The following is a 14724-nucleotide window of genomic DNA, read 5'->3' on the forward strand; positions in this document are numbered from 1 at the left end:
GACGAAGACTCCTCGGTCGTCAGCGCCGCCGGACGACGAACGCCGCGCCAGCCAGCAGGACCGCCGCGAGCGCGACGAGCGCGGCACCGACGCCGAATCCGGGGGCGGGGGCGGTCCCCGCCTCGGCGACGGTCGTCGTGTCGTCGGCGACGGCCGCTTCGGTTTCTGTCGCGGTCTCCTCGGTCGTCGTCTCACCGTCGGCTTCGGTCGTCTCCGCGCCGCCAGCACCCTCCGCGGTCGTGGTCTCTTCGGCCGCGGTCTCGGTCTCCATCTCGGTCGTCGTCTCTTCGGCCGCCGTCTCCTCGGCCGTCGTCGTGGTCTCGTCGGCGGCACCGGTGTCTTGGTCGCCCGCTTCGCCGTCGGCCGCGCCGCCCGCTTGGCCGGTGGCCTCACCGCCGACGACGCCGGTCACGCGGGCCCGCGGTTCGTCGATGGTCATCGTGACGCTCGTGTTCGTCGGCACGTCCGAGAAGTCGAACGTCGCTTCCCACGTGCCCTCCTCGGAGACGGTCGCGGTCTGGCGCTTGAGGAACGGGTTCCGGCCGGTGTTGAACGCCTCGATGTTCAGCTCCGTGCCGGGCGCGAGCGTGCTGGTGCCCGAGACGGTCGCGTCGCTCGACGCCGGGACTTGGACCGGCTGGTCGAACGAGGTCGAGCGGTTGACCACCGTGAAGTTGCTCACGAGCGAAGTCCCGTTGCCCTCCTCGACGTAGGGGTTGGCCGACGAAATCGTGAAGTTGGCGCTGTACTGCGCGCCCTCCTCCAGCCTGTCGGAGTCGATGACGAGGAAGAACTGGTTGCCAGACTCGTCCACGACGAGTCGCCCCCGATTCAGCGGCACCTCGGTCGGCGGCACGTTCAGTCCGCCGGTGTTCGTCAGAGTCATCGAGACGCCGGTCTGGTTGTTGTTCAGGTCCGACATGTTCTGCACGTAGCCGTAGAGACCGGACGCCTGCACTTGGACGATGGCCCAGTCTTGGAACGCGATGTCACTGTCTTGGGCCGCGACTTCACCGATCTGGGCCGCGGTGTTCACGTTCGTCCGGTCGGGAGCGGTCCACGTCTGGATGCCCTCCGTCGAGCGTTCGGTCAGGAGGATGGACCCGACCGCGGTGCGGGACGCGCCCACGGTCAACTGAATCGGATACGTCGCCGCGTCGAGGCGGCCCGGAATCGGGTTGGTCTCCAACTGGAAGTCGGTGTAGCTGTCCTCGCCGACGACCGAGATGCCCGGCGAGTCGGGCGAGATGCCCGCGCGGAACGTGTTCATCTCGACGGTCGCGGTGCCGTCGCCGTTCTCGTCCACGACGGTGAACCGCGAGAGGTAGTTGACCTGCCGGGACCCGAGTTGGACGATGGCGCTATCGGTCCCGTCGAAGGTGACGTTGAACCGAACCACGTCGCCGCGCTCCTCGGTGTAGGTCGCGTTACCGAGCGACGCGGTGCCGTCGACGGGTTCCGAGACCGTCACGCTCGCGGTGTCCTGTGCGGTGCCGTCGGCCGTCACGACTCGAACGTCGTACGTGCCGGGTTCGACGCCCGAGAAGTTGGCCTCGTAGAAGGCGTTGCCGCCTGCCTCGCGCGTGGCGACCGCCCGGCCGTCACGGACCTCGACCGACTCGAAAACGTCGGCGAGTTGTTGATTGCTCAGGTTCTCGGAGAACAGATAGAAGCCGTAACCCGCCCGGTTGGACTGCAAGCGGAGGTCGGTCAGCGCGTCGGTGCTGTCGTCGTTCAGCACGGTACGGTCGGCGAAGGAGGCGTTCAGCGTCTGGTTGGCGATTTCGAAGCTCGCCTCGCCGACGCTCCCGGTCCCCTGCACGCTCCCGTTCTGGAGGACGACGGGCTCATCGTCCTCGTTCACGACGACGAACTGGCCGTCGAGATTGCTCGTGCTGAAGATGGCCGACCCGGAGCCGTCCAGCAGGACCTCGGTCTCCAGCGACCCGACCTCGCCGTTCTGGACGCGCCGGACCGCCCAGACCTCGCCCGAGTTGGTCTGGTTCGCCGAGAACTGGAGGAACTGGCCCTGCCAGAAGGTTTCGCCGGAATCGACGGCCGAGAACTCCTCGCCGTCGTCTTGGGCTTGATACGCCGTCTCTGCTCCCGTCACTGCGCCACCGGTCACGCCCGCCGTCACCGCGCTGACGACGAGCAGTGCTGTCAGCAGTACACTCTTGCGTGTTCGTGTCATGATTTCCCCATCTGCCCCCTCCCGCACAATCGCTTCTCGAACGGTCGTGCGGGCGTTCGTCGGACGTTCGGCGAATTCCGGTAAGTATCTTGTGACGGTAGGCTTCGCTTGCGCCGGGATAAAGAGAGCCTAGCCCGGCGAACGCGCCACAACCGCCCGCCGAAACGGTCACTCCGCTCACGGCTTCGGGGCGTCGCTCGGACTCCGAACGGTTCGCTCCGACGCCGACCGCGGCTTTTTCCGGCCCAATCCGGGCTTTCCGGACCGTTTCGATGGTCGGCGAGAGACGACGCAATCGGAATCCGACCCGTCGAACGGGAATATAAATACCGACCCGCCAAACTCCCGGACGTGTCTCGATTCAGGAACGTCGCTCGCGTCTCGGGTCTCGCCGCGCCGGTCGTCACGCTCGGCGCGATACTCCTCGCCACGCTCGTCTCGCCGTCGTTCTCGTGGGCCGACAGCGCGCTCTCGGACCTCGGCCGGGCCGGGGCGGGGACCGTACCGATTTTCAACGGCGGGCTGATTCTCGGTGCCCTCCTCGCGCTCCCGTACGTCGCGGGGGTCGCGCTCGCGGCCGAGCGACTCCTGACCCGACTCGGGACCGCGACGTTCGGACTCGCCGCGGTCTCGATGGGACTGGTCGGCGTCTTCCCGAGTGGGACCGCCTACCACGCGCCCGCCGCAATCTCGCTGTATCTCTGCGTGACCTACGGGCTGTTCCTGTACGGTTCCGGACTCGTCCGGGCCGGTCCGAGGAGTCCCGTCCCCGAGCGTGGTGACGACACCACGCTCGGACTCGTCGCCATCTGGCTCGGCGTCGCCCACGTCACCTCGTGGCTGGCGTGGGCCGCGGGCCTGCGCGTCGGTCCCGGACTGGCGATTCCCGAGACCGTCGGCGCGGCAATCTTCGTCGCGTGGATTCGGCTGTCGTGGCCGCTGGTGACGGCAGAGACGGCGTAGAGCAGTGAGTTCCGTTTCGAGGAGTCTCCCGGAGCGTCGCCCTGACGCCGACCGGGGACCGGCAATCGCTGGCCAGCCCGCTCGTGTAAATCGAGAAATGTTTATTGTCGAGCAGTAGGGAGAGGTCGGTAGATGATTCGCTCGGAACTACGGGAACTGCTCGAAAGGGAGACCGGACTCCTGCTCCTGATCGCGGGAGGAGTCCTCTCGGTCCAGATCGCGGTCGGTGCGCTTCCGGATTTCGTCGGGGTCACCGTCCGACCGGGACTGCCCGAGTGGGCTGGCGTCGTCGTCTCTATCGGACAGTTCGCACTCGTCGGCTTCGGACTCGGACTCCCGTTCGTCGCGTTGTTCGGCCTGTATCACCGCCTGCGTTCCGAGGCTCCTCGGCTGGCAGTCGCGGGTGGCGCGCTGATGACCCTCGCGCCGATTCTGTTTTTCGGCGGTCTCCTGAGCGCGCTCCTCGCTCCGCTCCCCGACTCGCCGTCTCTACTCTTTCTCGGTCCGTTACCGTACGTCGTGGGGACTGCGTTGTTCGGACTGGCCTTCCTCCGGCGAGACGGTTCCGTCTCCTCGGTCGGGATTCCGGTACTCGTCTTCTCGGCGACGTGGATTCTGGCGTACGCCCTCGGTCTGCGACACGGGGAGCTTCCGGGATGGATGCCGTTCGTGGAACTCCTCGCCGTCTCCCTCGTCGCGATGGGATATCTACTCTCCGGTAACTCGACCGCCCGGAACGACGGTGTTCCCGCTCGTAGCTGACCGTCCGCGGTCGTACTTCGCGAGCGAATTTTCCGGCTCAGTTCGCCAGCGTCGTGAACCGATTGACGCCCTCGTCGGTCCCGGCCACGATTACGTCGTCGTCGCGCCGGAACCGGAAGTCGGGGCCGACCTCGGTCAGAATCGTCCCGTTTCGCTCGACGGCGACGACCGTACAGCCGGTCCGGGCGCGCACGTCGGCCTCCGCGAGGGTCTGGCCCGCGAACTCCGGCGCGGTCGTCCGGACGATTTCGACCTGCTTGTCCATCGAGATGACCTCCTCGCGTTCGAGGATGGTCGAGGCGAGCATCCGACCGGAGACAGTGGCCAGCGCCAGCACGTAGTCCGCGCCAGCGCGGTAGATTTTCTGGACGTTCTCGGTCTCCTCGGCGCGGGCCAACACCTCGATGCCGGGGTTGAGGTCCCGCGCGACCAGCGTGCCGAAGCCCGTGAGCGTGTCGTCGGCGATGGTGAACACGACCGTCCGGGCCTCCTCGATTCCGGCCTCCTCCAAGGTCTCGGGTTCGGTCGTGTCGCCCACCACGTCCACGCCGGGTTTGTCTTCGATGTCCACCACGGTGTAAGGGATGTTCGAGGAGGCCAGCGCGTCGGTGACGGTCGAACCCACTTCGCCGTGGCCGACGACGAGGACCGTGCCCCGTCGGGGTCGGTGGGCCTGCGACCGGGTGAGCTTCTTCAGGCGTTCGAGTTGGACCTGTCGCCCGGTGACCAGCAGGACCGTCCCGGCGGTCAGTTCCACGTCGGGCGACAGCGGCGTGTCGAACTCCCCCTGTACCCACGCGCCGATGACGTTCGCGCCCGACCGCTCGCGGATGCCGCTCTCGGCGAGGGTGTGGCCGACCAACTCGCTCCCGCGCTGGATGGACAGCTCCGCGATTTCGAAGTCCTCGCCGATTTCGACCGCGCTCCCCAGTTCCGTCGAGACGGCGGTCGTCACCTTGTCCGCCAGACTCTCGCCGACGAGTCGGCGGGGCGACAGCACTTCGTCCACGCCCGCGAGTTCGTGGTACGTCTCGTGTTCGGGTTCCTCCACGACGCTGACGACGCGCGCGTCGGCCTCGGCCTCGCGGGCGGTCAGGACGATGCTCACGTCCACCTCGTCGCTGGCGTCGGCGACCAGCGCGGTCGCTCCGGCCAAGTTCGCGGCGTTCAGCGTCTCGACGGACTCGGGGTCGCCGTGAATCACCGAGTGGCCCGACTCGTAGAGTTCGAGGGCCTCCTCGCGGTCGGGTTCCACGATGACGTACTCCACGTCCCACGACTCCAGCTCCGAGATTAGCGCCTCGGCCCGCGGCGAGTGCGTGCAGATGATGACGTGGTCTTCGAGGTCTTCGACCGCGGTCGGGATGGTGGTCGAGAGGGCCTCCTCGAACAGCGGCACGACGAACACCGGAAGCGCCATGAAGATGAGTAAGACGCCCGTCAAGTCCATCACCATGACGAAGACGTTCATCTCCAGCGTCTCCCACCCCGCGTCCGAGCCGTACCCTGTCGTCGTGAACGTCTCGATGACCACCTGTAACGACCTGTAGAAGGGCTGGTGGTGGTCCTCGTAGACGGACATCCCGTAGTCGTACGCCATCGCGAAGGTGAGGATGACGACGGCCAGCGTCGAGAGGTAGTAGACGGTCCGGCGCTTCCACGTGTCCATTCAGTGGTGGTTTTCGCCGGATGCTATATTGGGCTTGGGGTCCGCGGCCGTCACTTCCCCGAGAGAGTGTCGGTAACTCCCCGAATGAATTGCGACTCCTCGTTCGATGAGTCGCGACTACTCCCTCGACCGGAACCGTCCGAGGACGGACATGATTTGGTCGAACGACGAACTCGTCAGGACGCCCAAGGCGGTGTCTCCCTTCTCGTAGACCGCGAGGAGTCGCTCGACTTTCTCTAAGTCGCGGTCCGCGCGTTCCGAATCGGCCTCCCGGAGCGTCTGGGCCGCCTCGTCGAGCGCCCGCGTCATGATTTTCACTTCGCTTCGGACCTCTTGGTTGAGCAACTGCTGGAAGACGTACCAGAAGTCGGTATCGGCCTCGAAGTAAGCCTTCTTCCCCTCGCCGGGAATCGACCGGCGGTGGACGAAGTGGTACCGCTCCAGTGCGGACATCGCGGTGCTGACCGTGGACTTGGCGTAGTCGCTCTCGGCCACCAACTCGTCCAGCGACAGCGGCTCCTCGGCGAAGTAGAGCAGTCCGTAGAGGCGGCCGTAACTGGGCTTGATACCGTAGACTTCCGCGGCGCGGGCCATCGCTTCCACGACCTCCTCGCGCGCTCGTTCGGTCGCGTCCGAGTCGGCAGGAGTGCCCGACTCAGTTCCGGTGTTCGCTTCCGGGGCGGTGTCGGACGGGCCGTCGGTCTCGGCGGCGTCTCCGTCGGAGTCTGTCATCGCTCGACCTTACGTCACCGAAACCAATAAATCGCGTCATACGGAATATTCGGTATATGTCGAATATAGAAAAACGAGTTCGGGACGGCACCGAGACGCCCGACGACGACCGATTGCCAGCCGAAGTCGTCGTTCGCGGGCGGAACCTGACCAAGACCTACGACTCGCCGCTCCCGTTCACCCGTGCGGTCGAGGTCCTGAGCGGCGCGGACCTCGACGTTCGCGCTGGCGAGATTCTTGGCATCGTCGGCGAGAACGGGTCGGGCAAGTCCACGCTGATGAAGACGCTCGTCGGCGCGCTCGAACCGGACGACGGCGAGGTCGTCGCGGACGGCGTGGTCGGGTGGTGTCCGCAGGACCCACTACTGTACGACCGTCTGACCGTCGCCGAGACGTTCCGGCTTTTCGGGACGGCTTACGGCATGACCGACGAGGAGATACGCGACGCGCGAGACCGACTCGCAGACCGACTGGGGTTCGACGAGTTCCTCGACTACCGGATAGACCAGTTGAGCGGCGGGAATCGCCAAAAGGTCAATCTGAGCGTCGCGGTCATGGCCGACCCCGACGTGCTGTTTCTGGACGAACCGTACACCGGGTTCGACTGGCAGACCTACCTCGCGTTCTGGGAGTTGACCGACGAGTTGACCGACCGGGGCATCGCCATCGCGGTCATCTCGCACTTCGTCAGCGAGCGCGAGCGGTTCGACCGCATCCTCGAACTGGAGGAGGGCCGACTCCGCGACGTGACCGACGACGAGTTAGCCGACGCGCCGACCGAGGACCCGCGAGACCCGAGTTCGTCCGGAGGCGACACCCGAGCAGACACCTCGTCGAAGGGGGTCGAAACCGATGCCTGACACGCCGAACGCGGCGACTCGTGCGAGTAGTGCGGGTCGCCTCCGTAGGCTCCGGGTCGGTGTCAGTTCGCACGTCCGGGCGTTCGTCCGGACGCCGCTGAACGTCGCGCTACTCGTGGCCTTCCCGCTCGTCGTCGTGGAGGGCTACGGGACCGCGATGTCAGCGTTCCCGCAGTTCCCGCGGTTCGACGCCGCGAGCGTGGCCGCGATGGGCCGGGTCAACGGCGCGGTCTACGCGTCGGCGTTCCTCGCGGGCATCCTCGGTCTCTTCCAGAGCATCGGCGCGGTGCAGGCCGACGAGCGACTCGGCATCTGTGGCTACGACCGGGGGGAACTGTTCGCCTCGCGGCTGGCCGCGGTCGGTCTCGGGGGTCTCCTCGTCGCGGCCGTCTCGATCGGCGTCCTCTGGTGGTCGGTCGAACTCGCCGCGCCGCTCGCGGCGTTCGGCGCGCTGACGCTCGCCGCGCTGATTTACGGATTAATCGGAATGCTCGTGGGCGCACTCTTGCCGCGCACTCTCGAAGGCTCGCTCGTTCTCGTGTTCCTCGTGGACTTGGACGACTTCCTCTCCAGCGGCTTACTGAACGTCGATTCGCCGGTCGTTCACCTCCTCCCGCTCTACTACCCTCACGACGTGTTCCAGTCGGCGGTGTTCGACGGGACGGTCGCGACCGGCGACGCCCTGCTGGGGACCGCGTATCTCGGCGTCGTCTTCCTGCTGGCACTCGCGGTCTACGTCCGAGTGACGGGCGAGGGGAGCGCGGGTCGAGGAGGGTCGAGCGACGGAGGTGTCTCGGCGTGAGTCGGACTGATTCGGCGCTTCGAACTTCGGCGGAACGAATCGCCACCGCGTTCGAGTCGGGTCTGCGCGAGTACGCCCGGACGCCGGTCCTGCTCGCCCTGCTCGTGTTCCTCCCGGCGTACTTCGTCGGCGTCTTGGTCCTGCTCCTGCCCGAGTCGTCGGTCCCCGTCGAGTTGGCCGGACGGGGAGTCGTCACGGTTCCCTCGTCGGAACTCTACGGCGTCCTGCTGGTGCCCCTGACGAGCGCGCTCGTCGGCGGCATCGCGGGCCTGTTCCTGATGTCGGCGGCGCGGTCGGCCGACGCCCGACTCGTCGTCGCTGGCTACCGCCCGGTGCAGTTGCTCGCGGCGCGCGTCGGCCTGCTGGCGGTCGCGGGAGCGGTCGCGGCCGGAGTCGCCCTCGGCGTTCTCTCGATAGAGGTGGTACCACAGCGCGTCGGCTGGTTCCTCGTCGCGTCGGTGCTGGCGGGCCTGACATACGGACTCGTCGGCACGCTGGCGGGCCTCGTCCTCTCGCGACTCGCGGGGGTCTACCTCCTGCTGTTCGCGCCGATGGTGGACGTGTTCTTCTTCCAGAACCCGATGGTCGGCGACCCCCACCGGCTCGCGGCGTATCTGCCGGGCCACTTCGCGACTGAGGCCGCAGTGGACGCGGGACTCTCCGCGAGCGTGGCGCTCGAACCGTTCGGATGGGCCGCAGCGTACCTCCTCGGGGTCGGCGTCGCCACCGCCGCCGCGTACTACCGGACGATGCGTCTCGGGTGACGAGTACCGACGCCGAGACCCCATCCCCGAATTTTATTATCTAGTGGTACAACCTAGTAATTCATGACGCAACTACAAGACGCCCGCGAGGGCACGGTCACACCCGAGATGGAGCGAGTCGCCGACCGCGAGGAGGTCGCCCCCGAGTTCGTCCGCGAGCGGGTCGCGGCGGGACGGGCGGTGATTCCGGCGAACGTCGAACACGACCGTCTCGACCCGATGATTATCGGCGAGGAGTTCGCCACGAAAGTCAACGCCAACATCGGCAACAGCGAGGAAGAGAGCGGCGTCGAAGACGAGGTAGAGAAACTTCACACCGCGGTCCACTACGGGGCGGACACGGTGATGGACCTCAGCACGGGCGGCGATTTGGACCGAATCCGGAAGGCGAACGTCGAACGCTCGCCGGTTCCAATCGGCACGGTCCCCATCTACGAGGCCGTCAAACAGGTCGAGGAGGTGGCCGACATCACGCCCGACCTCCTGCTGGACGTAATCGAGAAGCAGGCCCGGCAGGGCGTCGATTACATGACGATTCACGCGGGGATTCTCGCCGAACACCTGCCGCTGACCGACGGCCGGAAGACCGGCATCGTCTCGCGCGGCGGGTCGATTCTCGCCCAGTGGATGGAGGAGAACGGGAGCCAAAACCCCCTCTACACCGAGTTCGAGGCCATCTGCGAGATTTTCGAGCGATTCGACGTGACGTTCAGCCTCGGGGACGGACTCCGGCCCGGTTGCCTCGCCGACTCGGGCGACGACGCCCAGTTCGCCGAGTTGGAGACGCTGGGCGAACTGACCGACGTGGCCCGCGACCGGGGCGTGCAGGTCATGGTCGAGGGGCCGGGCCACGTCCCGATGGACGAGATAGAATCGCAGGTCGAGCGCCAGAAAGAGGTCTGCGACGGCGCGCCCTTCTACGTCCTCGGCCCGCTCGTGACCGACGTGGCTCCGGGCTACGACCACATCACGAGCGCCATCGGCGCGACCGAGGCGGCCCGCGCCGGGGCCGCGATGCTCTGCTACGTGACGCCGAAAGAACACCTCGGTCTCCCGGACGCCGAGGACGTGCGCGAGGGACTGGCGGCCTACCGCATCGCGGCCCACGCCGCCGACGTGGCGAACGGCCGGGAGGGCGCGCGCGACTGGGACGACGCGCTCTCGGAAGCGCGCTACGAGTTCGACTGGTCGCGCCAGTTCGACCTCGCGCTCGACCCCGAGCGCGCCCGGTCGTACCACGACCAGACGCTCCCCGGCGACAACTACAAGGAGGCCAGATTCTGCTCGATGTGCGGCGTCGAGTTCTGCTCGATGCGCATCGACCAAGACGCCCGCGAGGCGGACGGCGAGATGACCGAAATCGAGGGCGGGACCGACGTGGCGGACTCGTTCGCGGCCGAGGTGAACCGCCCGCCGGTGGGCACTCACGAAGTCGATGGCGCGCCGCTCGAAGACAGTGACGTGGACGTGGCTCTCGACCGCGAGTATCCTTCGGCCGACGACTGACGAGGAGCGACCGAACGGCGGCCCCGGACCCGCTCGTTCTACTCTGCTCGCTCTACTCCACTCGCTCCAACACCACGCCGTCCTCGAAGCCGCCGCGCTCGTCGGCTTTCTCCTCGCGCAGGCGGTCGATTTCCTCGGCGTCGAACCCCTCGGCGTCTCGAATCGCGGCGACGACCGCCAGCACGTCGGCTAGCTCCTCGGGGTCGCCGCTCTCGCGGAACTCGGCGGCCTCCTCGAAGAGTTTTTCGCGGAGGCGCTCTCGGTACTCGTCGCCCTCGGCGACGTGAGTCACGGGTCGCTCGTCGTTCGCCCGAATTATCTCGGGAATGTCGTCGCGGACGAGTTTGTCGTACTCGGTCACGTGCGGCCCGACGCAGGGGCGGGAAGAAGAAGTTCCGGACTTATCCGCTCGTCCGCGAGTCAGACCGCTTCGGCGCTGTCGGGCGTCGCCTCGCTCGCGCTCAGGCACTCCTCGACCGAATCGGTGAGCGCGTACAACTGCTTGCGCGCGTCCGGGATGTAGACGCGCTCCTCGATGACGTTCTGGTCTTTCAGTCGCTTGATGGAACTCCGGACGGTCCGAGGAGAGAGCCGCGTCCGGTCGCTTATCTGTTGCTGTGTCAGGGCGTCGTCGCTGTATTCGAGGACTTTGACGACTAGCTTCGCGCTCGGCGGGGCGTCGTCGTCGAGGCAGTCAGACATCGTGTTCCAATCGTGGGACGCCATCGAATTATACGTTTGCTAACGGCGGTGAAACGAGGTTACCGCGAGGTAACCGCCTCGCGTGCGTCGCTGGGTCGCGTTTCGAGTATGTCGCCCCGCGGGTAAGAACTTTACTCGCTGGCCCACAGCGTAGCAGTATGTACCTCGCAGACCAGACGTGGCCGGAGTTAGGAGATTACGTCGCCGAGGAGTCCGTGGCGGTCGTCCCGTTGGGTTCGACCGAGCAACACGGTCCGCACCTGCCGCTCTCGACCGACCACACGATTGCGGAGGGACTGGCCCGCGAGGCGGCCGACCGGACCGGATTCCTCTGCACGCCGACCGTGAACGTCGGCGTGAGCGTCCACCACAAGCAGTTCCACGGGACGATGTGGGCCGACGCCCCCGAGTTCCGCGACTACGTCGAGAGCTTCTCCCGCAACCTCGCGTACCACGGCATCGACCGCATCGTCTTCGTCAACGCCCACGGCGGCAACCAGACCCACCTCCGGGAGGTCGGTCGGAGACTCCGCGAGGAGGAAGTGGCCTACGCCGTCGAGTGGATGTGGGACGAGTCGATTCCGGACCTCGTGGACGACCTCTTCGAGACGAACGGTCCCCACGGCGGCCCGAAGGAGACGGCGATGATGATGCATCTGGACCCCGAGAACGTGAAGACCGACCAACTCGAAGCCGCCCGCGACGGCGGTCTCGTGGACTGGACGAACAGCGACGACGCCTACGTCCACGGCGCGCGCAACTTCTACGACTCCATCGATAACACCGAGAACGGCGTCTTGGGCGACCAAACCGATGCCACGCCCGAGAAGGGCGCGGAGCTGTTCGACGCCGCGAGCGAGCAGTTGGCCGCCCTGCTGGAGTGGCTGGACGACCGGCGATTCGAGGACTTGATGGCGAAACCCCACGTCGAGCCGCGACCGGGCAGTCGGCGGTAATATTATTCCAACGACTCTAGTATCGCTTTCGCTTGATTAGCTTCTTCTCGAATTCCTTTTGATAGTTCATCTGTATTACTGACATTGTAGTTCGAAAGTGTTTCGTCGATCTTATCCGTAGTTGTATTTGATATCTGTATCGTATCCCCTAGCTCGTTTTGAATTTCCATCTGATTCTGAATTATCTCTTCTAACTGGTTTTCAGAAGCATACGGTATAGACAAAAGAATTATATTTTTTCTCAATTCATCTTTTAAGGAGAATCGCTCAGTTTCATCAAGAAGATGAGCAAGATCCTTTGTCTTGATTACCGGATCTTCTTCAAATATATTATTAATTATCTCTGAACCAAAGCCGTTTGAGTCTTCACGAGACTCATCTCTTCCAAATACTTCACTCAAACTTACAAGAGACAAAAGCTCTAGCCTATAATTTAGATCTTCTCTACCACCTAATATCTCGTTTTCAAACCAACTTTCTAAATCCGATTTAGATTCGATATCTTGATCAATACTTCTCGGTGGAATCACTCTAGTTGCACCTTGGAGGGATTGAGACCCAAGTCTATCAAGATTATCATGAATGAACTCAGCATCCTTCTCAGAGTTGTGTTTTGGATAATTGAAATGTGTAAGTACCAAGAGTGGAGCTTTGAGCGACTCACCATACTCTTCAACGATATAGGCAGGATCAATCCCTTTTCGTTCGAGAAATCGCTTTAAGTTACTAAATCGTTGGCTTTTTTGTTGCTTCTCTAATTGTACCTCTTCATTTTTCTTTTTAATTTGTCTCAAGTCCTCCTCAAGATTTTCTTTCTCTCCGAGAATTTCGGTGAGAATCCTCTCATATGTTGCGACACGTTTTTCTTTTCTCGTTAATTGCTTCCTTTCTTTTTCACCACCTGCAAGCGATATCACACCTACTAAAAAGGATAATAATGAGAGGAGAACGGGCATATCTAAAAGAAAGCATATAATACCTAGTAGAGTCATCAGAAAGAATCCTGCATAGAATAATATGTTCTTCTTATTGAACATGAACAAACTTTCATATTTGTGCCGGATATATTTTCTGATTTCAACGGATTATGACCTCACCTCAACTTTAGCAAGTTTGGCCATAGCCCATAACCGCCTCAGAACCCAATTTAACCCATATGGCGGACGACCCGTACACCGACGACGAGTACGACGACACGTACAAGGAGGTCCACAGGGACGAGCCTAGGCGCGACCAGTACGCTGGGGACGCCGCCACCGAGGAGTCCGACGACCGAAGAGGCGACGGATTCTGGGACGTTGGTATCGTCACGGCGCTCGTCCTCGGCGGACTGGCGCTCGTCGTCTTCCCCGAACCCGCGACTACCATCACGGGGGTCTTGCTGGTGACCATCGGGGTCAGCCTCGCGGTACTAAACGCAGTGGGGTGACGCCCTCCTCGGGTGCGATGTCGGTCTCCTCGGGCGTTATATCGGCCGATTCGTCGGCCTCGAACCGACGAATCGGCCACAGGCCATAACCCTCTCAGTCCGCACGTTCCACGCGTGAGCGACAACCCCTACACCGACGACGAGTACGACGACACGTACAAGGAGGTCCACGGGGACGAACCGACCCGCGACCAGTACACCGACGAGACCACCGACGACACGTTCTTCCCGTCGGGCGTCGGCAACTCGCTGTCGCCGTCCGGGTGGGGAATCTGGCCGACCGGCGACGCCAACGACGCCGCCAGCGAGAGCGAGGTCGGCGAGGACGACCGGCGCGACGAGTACGCCGAGACCGCGACCGACGACGATGGATGGCTCGGCGAGGGCATCGCTGGGACGCTCCTTCTGGTCGGGGTCGTGCTGTTCTTCTTCCCGGAACCCGCGACATCGGCGTTCGGCGTCGGTCTGATAGTCCTCGGCGTCATCGCGTGGGTCGCCGAGGAGATGCTGTGAACGCTGGCGACGCGGTGGCCCGCGCCGCAACCTACAACCGCCCGGCGGCCGACAGTTCGGCATGGGCAATCTGAACGCAGACTTCGCCGACGAGACGGTAATCGTCACGGGCGCGAGCGCGGGCATCGGTCGCGCGGTGGCGCTCGCGTTCGGCGAGGCGGGCGCGACGGTCGTGAACGCGGACGTGCGCGAGGAGCCGAAAGCTGACGACGAGGAGACCCCGACCCACGAGAAAATCGAAGACTCGGGCGGTCGTGCGGAGTACGTCGAGACCGACGTGTCCGACCCCGACCAGATTCGGTCGGTGATAGAGGCCGCCCGCGAGTTGGGCGGCGTGGACGTGATGGTGAACAACGCGGGCGTCTACACCAAGACCCGATTCCGCGAGGTCACGCCCGACGAATTCGAACGAGTCCACGCGGTCAACGCCCGCGGAACCTTCTTCGGAACGCAAATCGCCGCCAACGACATGATTTCGCGGGGCGAGCCGGGCGTCGTGGTCAACACCTCGTCGGACACGCAGGGCCGGGCGGCGTGGGACCACTCCCACTACGCCGCGACGAAGGGCGCGATTCGGATGGTGACTCGGAGCGCGGCGCTCGAACTCGCAGGCGAAGACGTGCGGGTCAACGCCGTCGCGCCCGGTCCGGTCGCCACCGAAATTCGGGAGGGCTGGTCCGAGGAGGCCGCGGAGTTGGGTCCCGAGGGCGAGACCCCCGACCTGCCGCTCCGGGCGGCCGACCCCGACGAGTTGGCGGGCGCGTACCTCTTTCTGGCGAGCGACGACGCGTCGTACGTGACCGGCGAGACCGTCTGGGTGGACGGCGGCGGCCACGTCTGCTGAGAGCGAGCGACCGAACTCCGGCAGTCGG

Annotated in this window: 16 protein-coding genes; 10 read left to right on the plus strand and 6 right to left on the minus strand. The window is 64.6% G+C overall.

The window, feature by feature from the left end:
• Positions 1–19 precede the first annotated feature (19 nt).
• Positions 20–2194 carry a DUF7827 domain-containing protein gene (locus tag EPL00_RS18005; RefSeq protein ID WP_135854166.1) on the minus strand — a complete coding sequence of 725 codons (2175 nt, stop codon included), beginning with the start codon at positions 2192–2194 and terminating at the stop codon, positions 20–22.
• Between the two features lie 351 nt (positions 2195–2545).
• Between EPL00_RS18005 and EPL00_RS18010 the strand changes: the two genes are divergently transcribed.
• Positions 2546–3157, plus strand: coding sequence for a DUF998 domain-containing protein (locus EPL00_RS18010; protein ID WP_135854165.1), 612 nt, complete (start codon positions 2546–2548; stop codon positions 3155–3157).
• Positions 3158–3289: 132 nt separating this feature from the next.
• Positions 3290–3919: a hypothetical protein gene (locus tag EPL00_RS18015; protein WP_135854164.1), complete on the plus strand. Its 630-nt coding sequence runs from the start codon at positions 3290–3292 to the stop codon at positions 3917–3919.
• Positions 3920–3956: 37 nt separating this feature from the next.
• Here EPL00_RS18015 and EPL00_RS18020 read toward each other — a convergent pair whose 3' ends face one another.
• Together EPL00_RS18020 and EPL00_RS18025 are read right to left on the minus strand one after the other, a co-directional pair.
• Positions 3957–5588 (minus strand): potassium channel family protein, encoded by a 1632-nt coding sequence (locus EPL00_RS18020; RefSeq protein WP_135854163.1) that lies wholly within the window; start codon positions 5586–5588, stop codon positions 3957–3959.
• A 117-nt stretch (positions 5589–5705) separates the two neighbouring features.
• Complete coding sequence (locus EPL00_RS18025) at positions 5706–6320, minus strand: GbsR/MarR family transcriptional regulator (protein ID WP_135854162.1); 615 nt, start codon at positions 6318–6320, stop codon at positions 5706–5708.
• 56 nt (positions 6321–6376) lie between these two features.
• Between EPL00_RS18025 and EPL00_RS18030 the strand changes: the two genes are divergently transcribed.
• From EPL00_RS18030 to thiC, 4 genes are all read left to right on the plus strand, one after another.
• Positions 6377–7180 (plus strand): ABC transporter ATP-binding protein, encoded by an 804-nt coding sequence (locus EPL00_RS18030; RefSeq protein ID WP_135854161.1) that lies wholly within the window; start codon positions 6377–6379, stop codon positions 7178–7180.
• Positions 7173–7982: an ABC transporter permease gene (locus EPL00_RS18035; protein WP_135854160.1), complete on the plus strand. Its 810-nt coding sequence runs from the start codon at positions 7173–7175 to the stop codon at positions 7980–7982. The genes EPL00_RS18030 and EPL00_RS18035 overlap by 8 nt, the downstream gene beginning before the upstream one ends.
• Entirely contained in the window at positions 7979–8746 is a 768-nt protein-coding gene (locus EPL00_RS18040) for an ABC transporter permease (protein WP_135854159.1), read from the plus strand. Before EPL00_RS18035 ends, EPL00_RS18040 begins: the two co-directional genes overlap by 4 nt.
• A gap of 63 nt (positions 8747–8809) precedes the next feature.
• Positions 8810–10252: a phosphomethylpyrimidine synthase ThiC gene (gene thiC / locus EPL00_RS18045; RefSeq protein ID WP_135854158.1), complete on the plus strand. Its 1443-nt coding sequence runs from the start codon at positions 8810–8812 to the stop codon at positions 10250–10252.
• Positions 10253–10304: 52 nt separating this feature from the next.
• Here the strand turns inward: thiC and EPL00_RS18050 are convergent, their stop codons facing one another.
• Together EPL00_RS18050 and EPL00_RS18055 are read right to left on the minus strand one after the other, a co-directional pair.
• Positions 10305–10613, minus strand: coding sequence for a nucleoside triphosphate pyrophosphohydrolase (locus EPL00_RS18050; RefSeq protein WP_135854157.1), 309 nt, complete (start codon positions 10611–10613; stop codon positions 10305–10307).
• 59 nt (positions 10614–10672) lie between these two features.
• Entirely contained in the window at positions 10673–10954 is a 282-nt protein-coding gene (locus EPL00_RS18055; protein ID WP_394352083.1) for a winged helix-turn-helix domain-containing protein, read from the minus strand.
• 158 nt (positions 10955–11112) lie between these two features.
• Between EPL00_RS18055 and EPL00_RS18060 the strand changes: the two genes are divergently transcribed.
• A complete protein-coding gene (locus EPL00_RS18060; RefSeq protein ID WP_135854155.1) occupies positions 11113–11910 on the plus strand; it encodes a creatininase family protein in 798 nt (265 codons plus the stop codon).
• Positions 11911–11912: 2 nt separating this feature from the next.
• Here EPL00_RS18060 and EPL00_RS18065 read toward each other — a convergent pair whose 3' ends face one another.
• Complete coding sequence (locus tag EPL00_RS18065; protein WP_135854154.1) at positions 11913–12947, minus strand: hypothetical protein; 1035 nt, start codon at positions 12945–12947, stop codon at positions 11913–11915.
• A gap of 119 nt (positions 12948–13066) precedes the next feature.
• Between EPL00_RS18065 and EPL00_RS18070 the strand changes: the two genes are divergently transcribed.
• The 3 genes from EPL00_RS18070 to EPL00_RS18080 all read left to right on the plus strand — a co-directional run bounded on the left by EPL00_RS18070 (position 13067) and on the right by EPL00_RS18080 (position 14696).
• Positions 13067–13339, plus strand: a complete 273-nt coding sequence (locus tag EPL00_RS18070; protein ID WP_135854153.1) for a hypothetical protein — start codon at positions 13067–13069, stop codon at positions 13337–13339.
• Positions 13340–13453: 114 nt separating this feature from the next.
• Entirely contained in the window at positions 13454–13852 is a 399-nt protein-coding gene (locus tag EPL00_RS18075) for a DUF308 domain-containing protein (protein WP_135854152.1), read from the plus strand.
• Between the two features lie 61 nt (positions 13853–13913).
• Positions 13914–14696, plus strand: a complete 783-nt coding sequence (locus EPL00_RS18080; protein ID WP_135854151.1) for an SDR family NAD(P)-dependent oxidoreductase — start codon at positions 13914–13916, stop codon at positions 14694–14696.
• Positions 14697–14724: the final 28 nt, after the last annotated feature.

The organism is Halorussus salinus, from assembly GCF_004765815.2.
Classification (GTDB): domain Archaea; phylum Halobacteriota; class Halobacteria; order Halobacteriales; family Haladaptataceae; genus Halorussus; species Halorussus salinus.